This is a genomic window from Fibrella arboris (assembly GCF_041321095.1).
Lineage (GTDB): Bacteria > Bacteroidota > Bacteroidia > Cytophagales > Spirosomataceae > Fibrella > Fibrella arboris.
The window spans coordinates 19,523-34,407 of sequence record NZ_JBGGWE010000011.1 but is presented as its reverse complement, the minus strand read 5'-3'; the positions used below and the strand labels follow the sequence as shown (position 1 = coordinate 34,407).

Below are 14,885 nucleotides of genomic sequence, written 5' to 3'. Positions count from 1 at the left end.
CCAACGGGCTAAGCACAATTTATGCTTAGCCCGCTCCGTATCTGCCTTACACGTTGATGCGTCTCCAGACCGAATCCGTCAATCTATGTCGTAGCGTATAAAAGCCAGCGGGAAAGCACCACCAAACAGATCGCGTATAGTGGTTGATCCTCCTGTTGTTCCGGTGAGCTGATCTGTCCATGCTCGATGTGCAGGAAAGATAACCCGTGTATCCTGCCAGCTGATCGCTGTCGGATCACTGGCGCCCGTTTCGCGGCATAGCCGGGCCAGGTACAATGGAACAACGGTAACGTACCCAGCGCCGTTTTGCTGCCGGGCGAAAGCCATAATGTGATCGCGGTATGTGCCTTCAACAACCAGCGGAATATAGTCGGCCGTTGCCCAAAAATCGGGCTGTGCCTGCCGAATCGTTAGTAAGTGATGAGTGAGCCAAAACTTGGTCTGTCCGCTCAACCGCTTTTCCCAGAGGTCACCTGGCTGGGCGGGTCCACCGGCCTGGTTCGGCGCGAACCGGATTGGCTGGGTACGTTCGGGTCCGTTTAATGCCAGGAGCAATTGGTTGCGCTGCGCATAATCAACCGGACGGCGATTATCGGGGTCAACCAGGCTCAGATCGTGCATTTCGCAGCCCTGATAGACATCTGGTACACCTGGCGTGGTGAATTTCAATAGCACCTGCGCCAGCGAATTAATAACGGCGAAATCAGCAATACGGACCATAAACTGGTCAAATTCGACCCAGAACGTACTGGTCTTGTCGAGCAGATGATCGATGTACGCATGTGTGGCTTTCATGTAAGCTTTGTTCGGCGCCGTCCAGCTGGTGTGCCGTTTGGCTTCCTGTAGGGCCTTTGTCACATACTCGTGTAGCCGCGTAGGAAACTCATCTTCATCCTGCCCCGCGAAGGGATGCGCACCAACCAGCGTTTGCAGAATGAAATACGCATCGTTTGTATCAGGCGCGTAGTTGGGGCGGTGAACAGCCGTCTGATCCAGCCAGCGCCGGGCAGTGGTGGTCCACTCATCACCTAGTGCAGTCAGTACATTTAGCCGCGCCCGAACGTCTTCCCCGCGTTTTGTATCGTGTGTCGACGTACCGTTCATGGCTAAGGGCCACTTAGCCTGCCGTTCCTGCATGGCCCGATGAAAATCAGACGATACGCCGTGCGGTACGTTCATGCCAAATGCCTCGGCCGAGTCGCCCACTTCGTTATGGCCAATGAAGCGGAAGTAGGTGTACAGCAGCGTGTCTTCTACGCCTTTGGCCATAAGCGGTCCGGTAAACTGCATACAGCGCTGATAAAAACGAAGCGCCCGCGCATTGTAATCAACATCGCCCTGCTGCGGCTTTGTCAGCCAGATCATTTCCAGCAGGTCGGCCGGGGCCTGTAACTCTACGGCTCGACTGCGAACACCATCGAGCATCTGCCGGAGGGCGCTGGCTTCGTCGGCCTCCAGCGGAAACTGATTGCCATAATAGCGATAAACGGGGCATTGCACCAGCAGTTCGGCAATGGCCAGCAGCAGCATGGTCTGATTGACAGCCGCCAGTTCGGCGTCGGTCGCCAGTTGCTGATCGTAGAAAAACTTGTACAGGTTTGCCAGCTCACCACCCATATCATGATACAGAATGTACGCTTTGCGGCTCAAGATCTGATCATGGACCGCCGTGCTGTTGCCAACCAGTTTTTCATAGAAAGTTGTAAACGCTTCTTTGCCGGTAGGGTCAGTCAGGAGGTTGTTTACCAGGGCCAGATAATCGTACCCGCTACTCCCCTGAATTGGCCAGTTGACGGGCATTGCTTCGCCGGGTTCCAGAATCTTCTCGACCACGATATAGGTTTCATCACCCATCGTTTGCCGAAGCTTTTCCAGATAACCAGTTGGGTCGAAAAGCCCGTCAATGTGATCGATGCGAAGGCCCTGCAAAGTACCGTCAGCGACCAGTTCACGCACGAAATGATGCACATGGTCAAAAACGTCGGGGCGTTCAACGGCCAGACAGATCAAGCCATTGACTGTAAAAAAGCGGCGGAAATTGATGCGTCGTCGGGTCTCGTCACCGTCGCACAGGCGATAATGCTGCTCTTCACAGAGCGCATGAAGATCGTCGGCCGACTGATTGAACCAGGCCAGTCGGGTGTCTACATAATGCTGAACGGTTTCATCATCGGCCATAAGGGCAGCCAGCTCCAGCCGGGCGTCGTCCCACAAAACAGCGGCTTCTTTGGGGTTGACCGGCCGGTTACCGACAACCTGCTGCTGGCTGTCGCCATCAATGACCGGATGGCTAGACTCGGGAGAAAATAAGCCCTCGATCTGGGTAAGCCACTGCGAAAGGGCCGCAGGTACGTTGGTCGTAAACACATCGGCCTGCTGTTGCTCTTCCGATACAAGCGCCTGTGCGTAGGTATGGGGTGCCAGCGGAAAATGACTATCATAGTACTGAAGCACCAGCCGTTGGTGCAGGTAAGCCACGCGCAATTCGCCATTCTTGATAATGTCGGCGAGCTTTTGCCCCAGAAATGGCGCCATTAGCGTTCCGTCGAACAGTTCGTTAGTGCCGGGGATATCGAAATAATTGGCGTAAAGCGACTGATGCCCTTTTTCGAGCACGTCGCTGATCCAGGGGTTGGCCGGATGATAGGCGAGGTGGTTGGGTACAATATCCTGCAACCAGCCCATGTTGCGGGCCTTCAGTTGCTGGCTCAACCCACGAAGCTGGTCGAGCGTACCTATTTCCGGGTTGATCCGTTGCGGGTCAATGCCATCATACCCGTGTGTGCTGCCGGGGGTAGCGGCCAGCGTAGGTGAGGCGTAAATCGTTGTAACGCCCAGTTGTTGCAGGTAATCGAGTTGCCGTTCGAGATCGGCAAACGTGAAGTTTTCGTGCAGTTGCACACGATAGGTAGAAACCGGATTGTACATAACGTTGTGTGTAGATGACCTGTTTACAGACCACTACCTTAACGGCATGACTACCCGTAAATGTTTTGTTAAGCTTATCGGTAGCCCCCCCCGAAGCCGCCGTTGTCGAAGAACGACCGGCGGCGGCTCAGTTTCAACTCCTGTAGGATCGACGATTTGGCGCGGAGGTCGAACGAATAGTTGCCTGCACGGCTGGCACTACCGGCATAGGGTGTCCAGTTGAAAGCCATTTCCCAGCAGTGGAGGTCCCTGTTCACGCCGATGGTAGTCAGCGATGGCGCATGGTACTGGAAATCGTAGCCGGTCTGGTACGTGAATTTCCACTTCGGCGTCAGGCTGAAATCGCCCGTCAGGTTCAGCGTTTGGACAATAGCGCTCTGGGTAGGCGTGAGGCGAGTATACCCGAATGAATAACTCACGTTGACGGTCCAGGGAATGCTGAAATCGACGTACAGATCGGGGTTCTGGTTGATGGCCTTCAATGTGGCATCCGAGGCATTCGGCGACTTTTTCGGGGCATCCGCTTTCTTCGGCGCAAACCGTGTACTCACAAACGCTTGCAGACTGGTTAACCGCCCCAACCCCTGCCCGGCAAAAACGGAGTACCGATTAATGCGTGGGAACGTTGCCGTAGATTCCTGACCGATGATAGCCGCTACAGTTGGGTCATAACCGTTGAAAGCGCTTGAGTAGGGGCTATAGTAAGCATTGTAATAAGGTCGATACGCATACGGGTCCATTGTGCCCGAGAGGTTGAAATTGACGTTCTTGAAAATCTGTGTATTGGCGCTGATGTTAATTGGCGACAGTTTGTATTCGGGAGCCAGCAGGTTGTAACTTCCGTTAATGCTGATGTTGTCGAAAAGAGGAATCTTCTTAAACTCGGCGCCTGAACTGTCGTCCCGTGAGCGGACCTTCATCTCTAATTGGTTCACAATGCCAAACGAAATAATGGCATTCTGACCCGGCGGGCTGCTGCCATACGAACCACCCAATCCGCGATAACGCGATAACGTCCGGCGATACTCGGGCAAAGCAGCCAGTGAACCTTCAGCAGGGAGTTTGGTGAAAAAACCAAACGCCGAGCCCGAGAAGTCAGGGGTATAGCTGATCGACACAGACGGAGCCACCGTATGGCGGATAGCTTCCAGCCGTTTGCCGTGGAAATTGTAGATGCCATACACCCGCGTGTTCAGGCTGGCGTTGGTTGCAAATGAATAGGTCGGGAAAAAGCCGCGTGCCGTGTCTATCTGAACGCCCCCCTTGGCTGCATCATACGTGTAGGTCAACTGCCGACTGTATATATCGCCCTGTAGCGAAAAGCCGGGCGTGAAATTGATATAGCGGGCAATCTTAAAGTTAGGTAACGATACCGGAATGCTGTAGCGCATGGTTACGTTCCGATTGTCTAAAATCCGGCTCAGGTTTTCCAGATTGAAGGCAATGAGGTTGGGGTCAGTTACTGTGAAACCACGGCGAATCGAGTCAGCTCGTGCCAGACTATCGCGTACGATCTGGTCACGGCTCCTTAGAATCGTTCCTCTGGGCGGCAGCACCGTAAAACCAAGCCCACTGGTGTCAATCTGGCTGCGGATGGTGTTACTGATCGATGCCTGCGCATCGAACTGAAAACCTACCCGGAAGCTTTCAAACCAGCGTCCGGTGCCTCCTTTCAGGGCAAAAGGGGCGATCTGATTAACTGACAGGTTATAATCAATTCCCACATCGGTCTTGCCGTTTTCCCGCACGCCCGTCTGCTGGTTTACCTGCCCAAACTGCTGGTTCACCCGCACATTGGCGCCCGACCGGACATACTTACCAAACGTGCGGCTATACTGAATGGATGACCCGGCTACGTTGGAGGTAACAGCCTGCGTGCTGAACGAGTTAAACTGGTTGTAGCTATTGCTGGTCACGTTCACGTTGGCCGAAAAAGAACTCCGCCGGCCAATGTTCTGCGGCGCATGCGACCAGCTAATGGCAAAGTCGTTCCGGTCGGGACTAAGCAGCCGCTCAGCTTCTGTCAGCGCGCCCGATGTGTTGTGGTTGAACCGAAGCTGGAAGTTGCCCGCGTATCGATACCGTTTGTTGTAAGCCCCCGACGTACCTAGCCCCCAGCTTCCGCGTGAGTAAATCTGTCCGGTAAATTGCAACCCGATGTTCTCGTTGACGGCCCAGTAGTAGCCGCCATCACGCAGATAAAAACCCCGGCCGTTGGGTTCTTCACCGTATTGAGGCATCAGAATACCCGACACACCTATGTCTTTTTTCTTGGGAAATGGGAAAAAGCCGAACGGTAGCCCAAGCGGTAACGGAATCTGATTGATAACTAGATTAAACGGCCCCGATACTACCTGTTTGTTATGAACTACTTTCAGCTTGGGGGCATTGATATGGAAGTGGGGTGTGGCCAGGTTACAGGTTGTATAAATGGAACCGCGGATGTACAAATTATCCTCAGCATCTTTCTTGACTATTTTTCCCCGTATGTTTCCTTCTCCCTGCTGTGTAACAATTCCCTGCACCAGGGCTTTTTTGGTCTTAAAATTGTAGCGGATTTCCTTAGTATTATACTCTTCGCTACGATCTTTGAAGATAGGTGTTCCGACCGTTTTTTTCGAGGTGGAATCGTATCGGCCCCGGGCGTAAACTTCGTTGGTAGCCTGGTTGAGTTTGATATAATCGGCCTTCAGGGAAATATCGCCGTAAACGACTTCGGCATTGCCCCAGAGCTCAACAATTTGCCCATTTACCTGGCTGGAATCTTTCGACGAGTAGCGGACAGTAGTAGCAAACTGATCTTCCGGGGTCTTCGTCGTGTCTTTACCTACGCGCAGACGGGTGGTGTCGCGACCACTCACACCCGTAATAACAGGCCTGACCGTTCGGGAAGACTCGGTGGCAGACCTACCTGCCGGGCTAGTGTTAACCGGCTTGGAAGGAGGCACAGGTAATGGGCTCAGCGGATTAGTGGGGCGTTCCTGCGCGTGCAGAAGGCCCGTAACTGCTGTTAATAGCCACAGTAGCAGTGTATAATGCGTTACCCGTAAAATAATATACGTGAATTTCGGTTCTATCAAAAATTACATTTGTCGCCGTGAGTCCCCTCAGTAAGACATACAAAGTTACCTACGAACAATCACCCAATACGTTCTTGAATCGCAATTCGTTGTTAATTTTTATTAAACCCCTTACCCTAGTTACGTCGGCTATGCTTGTTAAGATTATCCTACTTTGTGCAGTGCTGATCCCGTTATTGGCTGGAACAATGTTGCCCAAACCAGCCTGGCAGGATACCACCAATCAGCAGCCCCGACCGGCTGGAAAGGCCAATCAAATCCGTACGGTTGTGCTTGATGCCGGGCATGGCGGAAAAGACCCCGGTACGCACGGACGATATGCTAAAGAGAAGACAACGAACCTGAAACTGGTGTTGGCGCTGGGGGCGAAAATTAGGGAAGAAATGCCAGACGTGCGGGTCATTTATACGCGAAATACCGACCGCTTTGTCGATTTATATGAGCGTGGTGCCATTGCCAACCGTAACCGAGCCGACCTGTTCATTTCCATTCATTGCAATGCACACCCCACCTCAAAGGCCGTACATGGCACTGAAACATACACACTTGGCCTGCACCGTACAGAACGTAATCTGGATGTTGCTAAGCGTGAAAACGAGGTTATTAAACAGGAACGGGATTACGTAAAGACCTATCAGGGCTTCAATCCCGACTCGCCTCTGGCCTACATTATGCTGGCCAATTACCAACATGCCTTTCTAGGAAGTAGCATCAATTTTGCCGAAAAAGTGGAACACAACTTCCGGCGTGTGGCTGAGCGTAAAAGTAATGGTGTTAAGCAGGCAGGGTTCATTGTTCTTTGGAAAACAACTATGCCCAGTGTATTAATTGAAGCTGGTTACCTAACGAATACGGATGAAGAAGACTTTTTAGCTTCGGAAGAAGGACAGGAACAGATGGCCGGAGCGATTTATAAAGCGTTTGAGCAGTTTAAGCGTGACATGGAAGGGGTGAATTGACATAGTTGACGCAGGTAATAGTGAACCTTGACCCCCTCTTTGCCAGTTATACGTCGAGGCGATGTAAACGTGCGCCAACTCTATTACACTCCACATGAAACTTTCACAGGAAGCGAAAGTCGGTCTTCTGGCCCTGATGACGCTCACCATGTTCTTCTTCGGCTTTAATTACCTGAAAGGAAGCAACATATTTAAGAAGAATAAGCAGTTCACGGTTATGTATGCCAACGTTGATGGGCTTACAACCTCTAACCCCGTGCTGCTGAACGGCCTAACCGTAGGGCGAGTGGCCAGAATCGATCTGATGCCCGAACAGGGAAACAAGCTGTTGGTTACACTCGACCTGAACAAAAATGTAGTCGTTCGCCAGGGGTCCAAAGCCTTACTGGCCGATGGCGGCCTACTCGGCGGGAAAGTCATTCGGCTTGAATTGAATGGAGCTGGTACTGTCATGGACGAGGGCGAACTGGTTGCTGCCAGTGAGCAAGGTATTTCGTCATTGATTAAGGAAAAGACGCTGCCAGTGCTAAATAACGTTGACTCACTTACCCGCCGACTGAATTACGTAGTGTCTTCTTTTGATCAGACGGCCGAGGTGCTGAACCAGACACTGCGGGGGGCGGGCACCGTTACAGGTACGTTGAATGACGCGCTTAACGAAAACCGGACCGGTCTGAAGCTGGCGCTGGCCAACGTGAATCAACTGTCGCGCTCGCTGGATAAAACCACCCAGGAGCTCAGCCCCATTCTGAATAAGGCCTCAACGTTTACCGACTCACTGAATGCATTGCAACTTCGGCAAACGCTGAACAATGCGAACAAATCCATAGACAACCTACAGAAGTTACTGGGGAATATTCAGAAAGGGCAGGGGTCGCTTGGTAAGCTCACCACAGATGATTCGCTGTACGTGAATGTTAGCCGTACCGCAGGTGGGCTCGAAAAACTGTTGACTGATTTCCGTCAGAATCCTAAGAAGTACATTAATGTATCGTTTTCGGTATTCGGCAAAAAAGACAAGACTGTTGTGGGCAAACCAGGTACAACAACCGTCACGACCGTCACCACCACGATGATCGATACGACGCGAAAGTAATTTGATCAATCACCTTTGATTATTAATTAAGTTTCTCTACTTTTGCACTCCCAATCGCGACGGTTTTAGTTTAAGACATAGAAGCGGGTGAAGGTCCGAAAGGAAACCACATCTGATTTAGTTAGCGGCAGTAACGTTCCTGTAGGTACGTTGGTTGCCCTAAAGAGGTCAGGTGTTCTAACGCCTGACCTCTTTTTTGTCACTGATAAACAAGCCGTTGCAATCACGGCACATTTCCCGTACTTTTGCGGTCCGTTTCGGCGGGGTCCGGCTTACCGGCGGCACGGCGTTCCGTGATAGTTTAATCAATCGTTCACCTGCTTTTTAACAAACAGAAAATGTCTGGATTAATTGGTAAAAAGATCGGGATGACCAGTGTGTACAATGCGGACGGGCAGGCTCTGGCATGTACAGTAATTGAAACTGGTCCCTGTGTTGTAACCCAAGTCCGTACCAAGGACAAGGATGGCTACGAAGCTATTCAGTTGGGTTACGGCGAAAAAAGAGAGAAGAACACCAACAAGCCGATGTTGGGCCACTTCAAAGCGGCCAACACAACGCCTAAGCGGAAACTGGTTGAATTCAAAGAATTCGAGCAGTCGTTCAACCTGGGTGATACGTTGCAAATTGGCGACGTGTTCGGTGAGGGAGATTTCGTTGACGTGGTCGGTACGGCTAAAGGTCGCGGTTTCCAGGGTGTAGTAAAGCGCCACGGCTTCGGCGGTGTTGGCGGTCAAACACACGGACAGCACAACCGGGGTCGTCACCCAGGTTCTATTGGTGCGTGTTCCTTCCCTTCACGGGTATTTAAAGGTCTGCGCATGGCGGGCCGTATGGGTGGCAACCGGGTTACGGTTCAAAACCTTCGCGTGTTGCGTGTTATGCCTGAGCAAAACCTGCTGGTAGTTAGCGGTTCAGTGCCAGGTGCTAAAAACTCATTCGTCATTATCGAGAAGTAAGCCGTCATGGAAGTTATCGTATATAACAGCAAAGGCGAAGACACCGGCAAGAAAGCCGAGTTGTCTGACGCCATCTTCGGCATCGAACCGAACACGCACGCGATCTACTTAGACGTGAAGCAGTATCTGGCCAATAAGCGGCAGGGTACGCACAAAACGAAAGAGCGCGCTGAAAACGCCCACTCGACCCGTAAGATCAAGAAGCAAAAAGGAACAGGTGGTGCTCGTGCCGGTAGTATCAAGTCGCCGGTATTCGTTGGCGGTGGTACCATCTTCGGCCCACGTCCCCGTGACTATTCGTTCAAACTGAACAAGAAAGTAAAAGCGCTGGCTCGTAAATCAGCCCTGGCTGCCAAAGCCCAGGCCAGCAGTGTATCAGTACTGGAGAGCTTTACGTTCGACGCCCCACGGACGAAAGACTATGTAGCGTTCCTGAACGCATTGCAACTGACTGGCAAAAAGACGCTGTTGATCCTACCCGACGTAGATATCAATGTGGTTAAGTCGAGCCGGAATATTCAGAAAACCCGGGTGACCACTGCTTCGCAGGTGAACACGTATGATCTGATGAACGCCGATCAATTGCTGATCAGCACGGAGGCCCTGGAGAAACTGCAAACCATCTTAGCGAACTAAATCATGGACGTGCTGAAAAGACCGATCGTAACCGAGAAGATGGCTGTGCTGAACAAGCTAGGTCAATATGCCTTCGCGGTAGATCCAAAAGCCAATAAAATTGAGATTGCCAAAGCTGTAGAGCAACTGTATGGTGTGAACGTGACAAGCGTGAACACGATGCGCAAACTCGGCAAAAAGCGCTCGAAAAACATTAACGGACGGGTTGTTACAGGTCGTACGCCCCTCGTTAAGAAAGCCATCGTGACCGTCGCTGAAGGCGAAGTGATCGACATTTACGGAGATTTATAGCCTGACCCCATAGGCTGACAAACCGAACCATTATCATGGGCGTAAGAAAACTAAGACCAGTAACTCCCGGCACTCGCTTCCGTGTAGCTCCAGACTTCAAGGAGATCACCACGAGTAAGCCTGAAAAAAGCCTGTTAGAACCCCTGAAAAAATCAGGTGGTCGTAACGACACAGGCCGCCGGACGATGCGCTACATTGGCGGAGGCCATAAGCGTATGTATCGGATTATCGACTTCAAACGCGATAAATTTGATATGCCTGCTACCGTTGTTTCGGTAGAGTATGATCCAAACCGCTCGGCCCGCATCTCGCTGGTGCAGTACGAAGACGGCGAAAAACGCTACATCATTGCTCCTCAGGGCATTCAGGTGGGCCAGATCATTCAGTCAGGCGAAGGGGTGACTCCAGACGTGGGTAACACCCTGCCATTGGCGAAAATGCCAATTGGTACCATCGTTCACAACATTGAATTGCAACCAGGTCGTGGCGGTTCTATGGCCCGTTCGGCAGGTACGTATGCCCAGCTAGTTGCTCGTGAAGAGCGCTATGCCGTATTGCGTCTGCCATCAGGTGAAACCCGCCGCGTACTGAACGTATGTCTGGCAACGGTTGGAACGGTATCGAACGCTGACCATATGAACGTAACGATGGGTAAAGCCGGTCGGGTACGTTGGTTAGGTCGCCGTCCTCGGGTACGTGGTGTAGCCATGAACCCTGTCGATCACCCAATGGGTGGTGGTGAAGGCCGTGCATCAGGTGGTCACCCACGCTCACGCAATGGTCAATTCGCTAAAGGTCAGAAGACCCGCAAGCCGAAGAACGCATCCAATAAGTTGATTATCAGCCGTCGTAAAAAGTAAGCAGTAAATGGCACGTTCCCTAAAGAAAGGCCCCTACATCGACTACCGCCTTGATAAGAAGGTGGAAGCGCTGAATGATACGGGCAAAAAATCGGTGGTTAAGACCTGGTCTCGCCGGTCTATGATTTCTCCTGATTTTGTAGGTCACACCTTTGCTGTGCACAACGGCAACAAGTTCATTCCGGTCTACGTAACGGAGAACATGGTGGGTCACAAACTGGGCGAATTCTCTCCTACCCGCAACTTCCGTGGTCACACGGCGAAGAAAGACAAAGGCAAACGATAAAACAGTCTTCAGTTTACAGTTTACAGTTTACAGTTGCCCTGCTAATTGGCGAAGCAACAGAAGACAGCAAACAGCAAACTGAGCAACTCCTTAAAAATGGAAGCAATAGCTAAGCTTAAAAATGTACCCTCGTCACCGCGCAAAATGCGGTTGATCGCCGATCTAGTTCGCGGTCAGCGTGTGAGCCGGGCGTTGGGTATCCTGCGGTTCCAACCGCAAGCCGCTGCTGTCGTACTGCAAAAAGTCCTTCTTTCAGCAGTGGCCAACTGGCAGCAGAAGTACGAGGGTGAGCGCATTGAAGACGCTGACTTGTACATTAAAACGATTTTCGTGGATGGCGGCACCATGTTGAAGCGGCTACGCCCGGCCCCACAAGGTCGTGGTCACCGGATCCGCAAGCGGTCAAACCACATCACACTGGTAATTGATAGCGCAGTTCCCGCTCAGCCGACGATTGAAACCGCACCCGAAACATCTGAAAACGCGTAACTCGAATGGGACAGAAAATTAATCCAGTAGGTTTCCGGCTCGGCATCGTCAAAGGATGGGATTCGAGTTGGTATGGCGGCAAGGAGTTTTCAGACAAACTTGTTGAAGACCAGAAAATCCGTAAATACATCTCGGCCCGTATCCCCAAAGGAGCTATTGCCCGGGTTGTTATTGAGCGGACGCTGAAGCGTATCACCTTAACGATTCACACGGCACGTCCGGGTATTGTGATCGGTAAAGGTGGCGGTGAAGTGGATAAGATCAAGGAAGAGCTGAAAAAGATCACGGGTAAAGACGTCCAGATCAATATCTTCGAGATCAAACGCCCTGAAATCGATGCCAAACTGATTGGTGAAGCCATTGCTCAGCAGCTTGAAGCGCGGATTTCATTCCGTCGGGCCATGAAGCAGGCGATCAACTCAGCTATCCGTGTTGGTGCGCAAGGCATTAAAGTAAAAGTGTCAGGCCGCCTAGGTGGTGCTGAAATTGCCCGTTCAGAGCAATATAAAGAAGGTCGTGTACCCCTACACACCATGCGTGCCGATATCGACTATGCGTTGTCTGAAGCTCAGACGGTTTATGGTAAGATTGGTATTAAAGTATGGGTCTTCAAAGGTGAGCTGTACGGTAAGCGTGATCTGTCTCCTGCTGCCCTGATGTCACAGGCTTCGGCTGGTGATCGGGCAGGCGGAAGCAATGATCGCGGTGATCGTCGTGGTCGTGACCGTGGCGATGAGCGTGGCGGTGATCGTGGCGGCCGTGGTCGGAATGACCGGGGTGGCAACAGCAATGATCGCGGAGGCAACAACCGTGGCGGAGCAGCTGGCGGCAACAATCGTGGTGGTGGCGGCGCAGGTCGTCCCGGCGGTGGCGGCGGCGGTCGTCGATAGACATCAGCGAAACGTGGGGGCCTCAGCGTCAACGTACCTGGATTAACCCACGATTCCTTAACTCACTATAACAGCAATGTTACAGCCAAGAAGAACCAAGTTTCGCAAAATGCACAAAGGCCGGATCAAAGGACTCGCAACACGCGGGTACGAGATCGCCTTCGGAACATTCGGCATCAAATCACTCGAGCCCGGTCGTATCACGGCTCGGCAAATCGAAGCAGCTCGTATATCAGTAACGCGGGCTATGAAACGGGAAGGTCAGGTCTGGATTCGTATTTTCCCTGACAAACCCATCACCAAGAAGCCTGCCGAAGTACGGATGGGTAAAGGTAAAGGTGCTCCAGAGTATTGGGTAGCCGTTGTGAAGCCAGGAACGATCATGTTCGAGGCGACCGGTGTTCCCCTCGCTACTGCCCAGGAAGCACTGCGGTTAGCCGCTCAGAAACTACCTGTACGCACGAAGTTCATCGTTCGTCGGGATTACATTGAACAAGAGGCATAAACCACAGGAGATCAGAAAGCCATGAAAAAGCAAGAAATCAAAGCCCTGTCGGTCGACCAGCTCGTTGAGCAGATCAGTGCCGAAAAAGCGCAATTGCAGAAGCTGACCTTCGCCCATGCGGTATCTCCTATCGAGAATCCCATGCGTATTCGGGAAAGCCGCAAGCTAATTGCCCGGTTATACACGGAGTTGACCCAGAAGGAAAATCAGGCATAACCCGTTAGCTACGTATCGCAATGGAATCACAACAAGAGCAAACTCAGCCTGTAGCAGCAACAACACCCGTTGCCACAGCATCAGTTGAGCGGGATGCCGCCCAGCGGAGTGCCCGGAAAGAGCGGATCGGAAAGGTTACCAGCAATAAAATGCAGAAGACCATCACCGTTGCCGTTGACCGGAAAGAGAAGCACACCAAGTATGGCAAATTTATGACCAGCACCACCAAGTTCACGGCACATGACGAGAACAATGAGTGCGGTATCGGCGACACGGTTCGGATCATGGAGACCCGTCCGTTGAGCAAGAACAAGCGTTGGCGTTTAGTTGAAATCATCGAGAAAGCGAAGTAAGCAGCCATGGTACAGCAGGAATCAAGATTAGGTGTGGCAGATAACAGCGGTGCAAAAGAAGTACTGGTTATCCGCGTACTGGGCGGTACTGGCAAGCGTTACGCTTCACTAGGTGATAAGATCGTTGTTACGGTCAAAGCCGCTATCCCGTCAAGTAATATGAAGAAAGGCACGGTATCTAAAGCCGTTGTCGTTCGGACCAAAAAAGAGGTACGTCGTAAAGACGGTTCGTACATCCGCTTTGAAGACAACGCGGCCGTGTTATTGAACAACAACGACGAGCCACGTGGCACGCGCATCTTCGGGCCGGTTGCCCGTGAACTGCGCGAGAAGCAATTCATGAAAATCGTTTCGTTAGCCCCCGAGGTTATCTAAACTAAGGCATCAGGATGGAAAAGAAGAAAGTAGTCGTTCCGCACAAGTTCCACATCAAAACTGGTGATACCGTAGTGGTAATCTCTGGTAACAGCAAAGGACAACGGGGCGTCATCAAAGAAGTAATCCGGGAAAAGGACCGGGCAAAGGTGGAGGGCGTGGCTATGATCACCAAGCACATCAAGCCAACGGCTCAGAACCCACAAGGTGAACTGCGTAAAGAAGAAGGTACGATCCACATCAGTAATCTGATGCTCGTTGATCCTGCCACAGGTGAGCCGACCCGGACGGGCCGCCGCCTGAACGACAAAGGGAAGTTGCAGCGTTTTTCTAAAAAGACGAACAACCTGCTCTAATCGGCTAATGTGTTCTAAAACACACTAAACGGACAAAGAAATGGCAAGCACGCCACGATTGAAAGATAAGTATGTAAACGAAGTAGCTGAACAGCTCAAACAAAAGTTTGAGTATAAGTCAGCTATGCAGGTGCCACGCCTGACCAAAATTGTTATCAACAAAGGCATCGGTGCCGCTGTGGCTGATAAGAAACTGGTCGATGTAGGTGTAGACGAATTGACGACAATTACCGGACAGAAGGCTGTTCCGACCATGTCTAAGAAAGCCGTATCTAACTTCAAACTGCGGGAGAATATGCCGATCGGTGCGAAAGTTACGTTGCGTGGTGACAAGATGTATGAATTCCTGGATCGCCTGACCACAGTGGCTCTGCCCCGTGTTCGTGATTTCAAAGGAATTAGCGACAAAGGATTTGACGGCCGTGGTAACTATACGTTCGGTGTCAAAGAACAGATCATCTTCCCGGAGATCAGCATCGATAAGGTGTCACGTATCTCAGGAATGGACATCACCTTTGTAACAACGGCAAATACAGATGCGGAAAGCATCGAATTGCTGCGGGCTTTGGGTATGCCTTTCGCCAGCAACAAAAAATAAGTAAAACC

At 51.6% G+C, this 14,885-nt stretch carries 17 protein-coding genes; 15 read left to right on the top strand and 2 right to left on the bottom strand.

Translation table 11 applies throughout. The features are described from left to right. Positions 1-78: 78 nt before the first annotated feature. On the bottom strand, positions 79-2,928 hold the full coding sequence (gene treY / locus ACAW75_RS18600; RefSeq protein ID WP_370730249.1) for a malto-oligosyltrehalose synthase: 2,850 nt from the start codon (positions 2,926-2,928) through the stop codon (positions 79-81). Positions 2,929-3,002: 74 nt separating this feature from the next. Continuing rightward, positions 3,003-6,008 carry a putative LPS assembly protein LptD gene (locus ACAW75_RS18595; RefSeq protein WP_370730248.1) on the bottom strand — a complete coding sequence of 1,002 codons (3,006 nt, stop codon included), beginning with the start codon at positions 6,006-6,008 and terminating at the stop codon, positions 3,003-3,005. A gap of 131 nt (positions 6,009-6,139) precedes the next feature. On the opposite strand from ACAW75_RS18595, the gene ACAW75_RS18590 reads away from it, so the two are divergent. The 15 genes from ACAW75_RS18590 (at position 6,140) to rplE (ending at position 14,877) form a co-directional block, all read left to right on the top strand. Next, positions 6,140-6,967, top strand: coding sequence for an N-acetylmuramoyl-L-alanine amidase family protein (locus ACAW75_RS18590; RefSeq protein WP_370730247.1), 828 nt, complete (start codon positions 6,140-6,142; stop codon positions 6,965-6,967). A gap of 94 nt (positions 6,968-7,061) precedes the next feature. Next, the gene (locus ACAW75_RS18585) at positions 7,062-8,063 is read left to right on the top strand and encodes an MlaD family protein (protein WP_370730246.1); all 1,002 of its coding nucleotides are present in this window, start codon (positions 7,062-7,064) and stop codon (positions 8,061-8,063) included. 338 nt (positions 8,064-8,401) lie between these two features. Further along, entirely contained in the window at positions 8,402-9,022 is a 621-nt protein-coding gene (gene rplC, locus ACAW75_RS18580) for a 50S ribosomal protein L3 (RefSeq protein WP_370730245.1), read from the top strand. 6 nt (positions 9,023-9,028) lie between these two features. After that, positions 9,029-9,658, top strand: a complete 630-nt coding sequence (gene rplD / locus ACAW75_RS18575) for a 50S ribosomal protein L4 (RefSeq protein ID WP_370730244.1) — start codon at positions 9,029-9,031, stop codon at positions 9,656-9,658. A gap of 3 nt (positions 9,659-9,661) precedes the next feature. After that, positions 9,662-9,949: a 50S ribosomal protein L23 gene (rplW, locus tag ACAW75_RS18570; protein WP_370730243.1), complete on the top strand. Its 288-nt coding sequence runs from the start codon at positions 9,662-9,664 to the stop codon at positions 9,947-9,949. 35 nt (positions 9,950-9,984) lie between these two features. Continuing rightward, complete coding sequence (gene rplB, locus ACAW75_RS18565; RefSeq protein ID WP_370730242.1) at positions 9,985-10,809, top strand: 50S ribosomal protein L2; 825 nt, start codon at positions 9,985-9,987, stop codon at positions 10,807-10,809. Positions 10,810-10,816: 7 nt separating this feature from the next. Further along, on the top strand, positions 10,817-11,095 hold the full coding sequence (gene rpsS, locus ACAW75_RS18560; protein ID WP_085412247.1) for a 30S ribosomal protein S19: 279 nt from the start codon (positions 10,817-10,819) through the stop codon (positions 11,093-11,095). 96 nt (positions 11,096-11,191) lie between these two features. Further along, positions 11,192-11,584: a 50S ribosomal protein L22 gene (rplV, locus tag ACAW75_RS18555; RefSeq protein ID WP_207329608.1), complete on the top strand. Its 393-nt coding sequence runs from the start codon at positions 11,192-11,194 to the stop codon at positions 11,582-11,584. 5 nt (positions 11,585-11,589) lie between these two features. Next, positions 11,590-12,474, top strand: a complete 885-nt coding sequence (gene rpsC / locus ACAW75_RS18550) for a 30S ribosomal protein S3 (protein ID WP_370730241.1) — start codon at positions 11,590-11,592, stop codon at positions 12,472-12,474. 76 nt (positions 12,475-12,550) lie between these two features. Beyond that, positions 12,551-12,979, top strand: a complete 429-nt coding sequence (gene rplP, locus ACAW75_RS18545; protein WP_370730240.1) for a 50S ribosomal protein L16 — start codon at positions 12,551-12,553, stop codon at positions 12,977-12,979. A gap of 21 nt (positions 12,980-13,000) precedes the next feature. Beyond that, positions 13,001-13,195 (top strand): 50S ribosomal protein L29, encoded by a 195-nt coding sequence (rpmC, locus tag ACAW75_RS18540; protein WP_370730239.1) that lies wholly within the window; start codon positions 13,001-13,003, stop codon positions 13,193-13,195. Between the two features lie 125 nt (positions 13,196-13,320). Further along, on the top strand, positions 13,321-13,548 hold the full coding sequence (gene rpsQ / locus ACAW75_RS18535; protein WP_370730419.1) for a 30S ribosomal protein S17: 228 nt from the start codon (positions 13,321-13,323) through the stop codon (positions 13,546-13,548). Positions 13,549-13,554: 6 nt separating this feature from the next. After that, positions 13,555-13,923 (top strand): 50S ribosomal protein L14, encoded by a 369-nt coding sequence (rplN, locus tag ACAW75_RS18530; protein WP_015334425.1) that lies wholly within the window; start codon positions 13,555-13,557, stop codon positions 13,921-13,923. A 14-nt stretch (positions 13,924-13,937) separates the two neighbouring features. After that, positions 13,938-14,279 carry a 50S ribosomal protein L24 gene (rplX, locus tag ACAW75_RS18525; RefSeq protein ID WP_370730238.1) on the top strand — a complete coding sequence of 114 codons (342 nt, stop codon included), beginning with the start codon at positions 13,938-13,940 and terminating at the stop codon, positions 14,277-14,279. A 40-nt stretch (positions 14,280-14,319) separates the two neighbouring features. Then, a complete protein-coding gene (gene rplE / locus ACAW75_RS18520) occupies positions 14,320-14,877 on the top strand; it encodes a 50S ribosomal protein L5 (protein ID WP_370730237.1) in 558 nt (185 codons plus the stop codon). Positions 14,878-14,885: the final 8 nt, after the last annotated feature.

What these genes read in the sequence shown, in the direction of transcription:
- treY (WP_370730249.1), bottom strand. Translation starts at nt 2,928, where the DNA reads ATGTACAATCCGGTTTCTACCTATCGTGTGCAACTGCACGAAAACTTC.
- ACAW75_RS18590 (WP_370730247.1), top strand. Translation starts at nt 6,140, where the DNA reads ATGCTTGTTAAGATTATCCTACTTTGTGCAGTGCTGATCCCGTTATTG.
- ACAW75_RS18585 (WP_370730246.1), top strand. Translation starts at nt 7,062, where the DNA reads ATGAAACTTTCACAGGAAGCGAAAGTCGGTCTTCTGGCCCTGATGACG.
- rplC (WP_370730245.1), top strand. Translation starts at nt 8,402, where the DNA reads ATGTCTGGATTAATTGGTAAAAAGATCGGGATGACCAGTGTGTACAAT.
- rplD (WP_370730244.1), top strand. Translation starts at nt 9,029, where the DNA reads ATGGAAGTTATCGTATATAACAGCAAAGGCGAAGACACCGGCAAGAAA.
- rplW (WP_370730243.1), top strand. Translation starts at nt 9,662, where the DNA reads ATGGACGTGCTGAAAAGACCGATCGTAACCGAGAAGATGGCTGTGCTG.
- rplB (WP_370730242.1), top strand. Translation starts at nt 9,985, where the DNA reads ATGGGCGTAAGAAAACTAAGACCAGTAACTCCCGGCACTCGCTTCCGT.
- rpsS (WP_085412247.1), top strand. Translation starts at nt 10,817, where the DNA reads ATGGCACGTTCCCTAAAGAAAGGCCCCTACATCGACTACCGCCTTGAT.
- rplV (WP_207329608.1), top strand. Translation starts at nt 11,192, where the DNA reads ATGGAAGCAATAGCTAAGCTTAAAAATGTACCCTCGTCACCGCGCAAA.
- rpsC (WP_370730241.1), top strand. Translation starts at nt 11,590, where the DNA reads ATGGGACAGAAAATTAATCCAGTAGGTTTCCGGCTCGGCATCGTCAAA.
- rplP (WP_370730240.1), top strand. Translation starts at nt 12,551, where the DNA reads ATGTTACAGCCAAGAAGAACCAAGTTTCGCAAAATGCACAAAGGCCGG.
- rpmC (WP_370730239.1), top strand. Translation starts at nt 13,001, where the DNA reads ATGAAAAAGCAAGAAATCAAAGCCCTGTCGGTCGACCAGCTCGTTGAG.
- rplN (WP_015334425.1), top strand. Translation starts at nt 13,555, where the DNA reads ATGGTACAGCAGGAATCAAGATTAGGTGTGGCAGATAACAGCGGTGCA.
- rplX (WP_370730238.1), top strand. Translation starts at nt 13,938, where the DNA reads ATGGAAAAGAAGAAAGTAGTCGTTCCGCACAAGTTCCACATCAAAACT.
- rplE (WP_370730237.1), top strand. Translation starts at nt 14,320, where the DNA reads ATGGCAAGCACGCCACGATTGAAAGATAAGTATGTAAACGAAGTAGCT.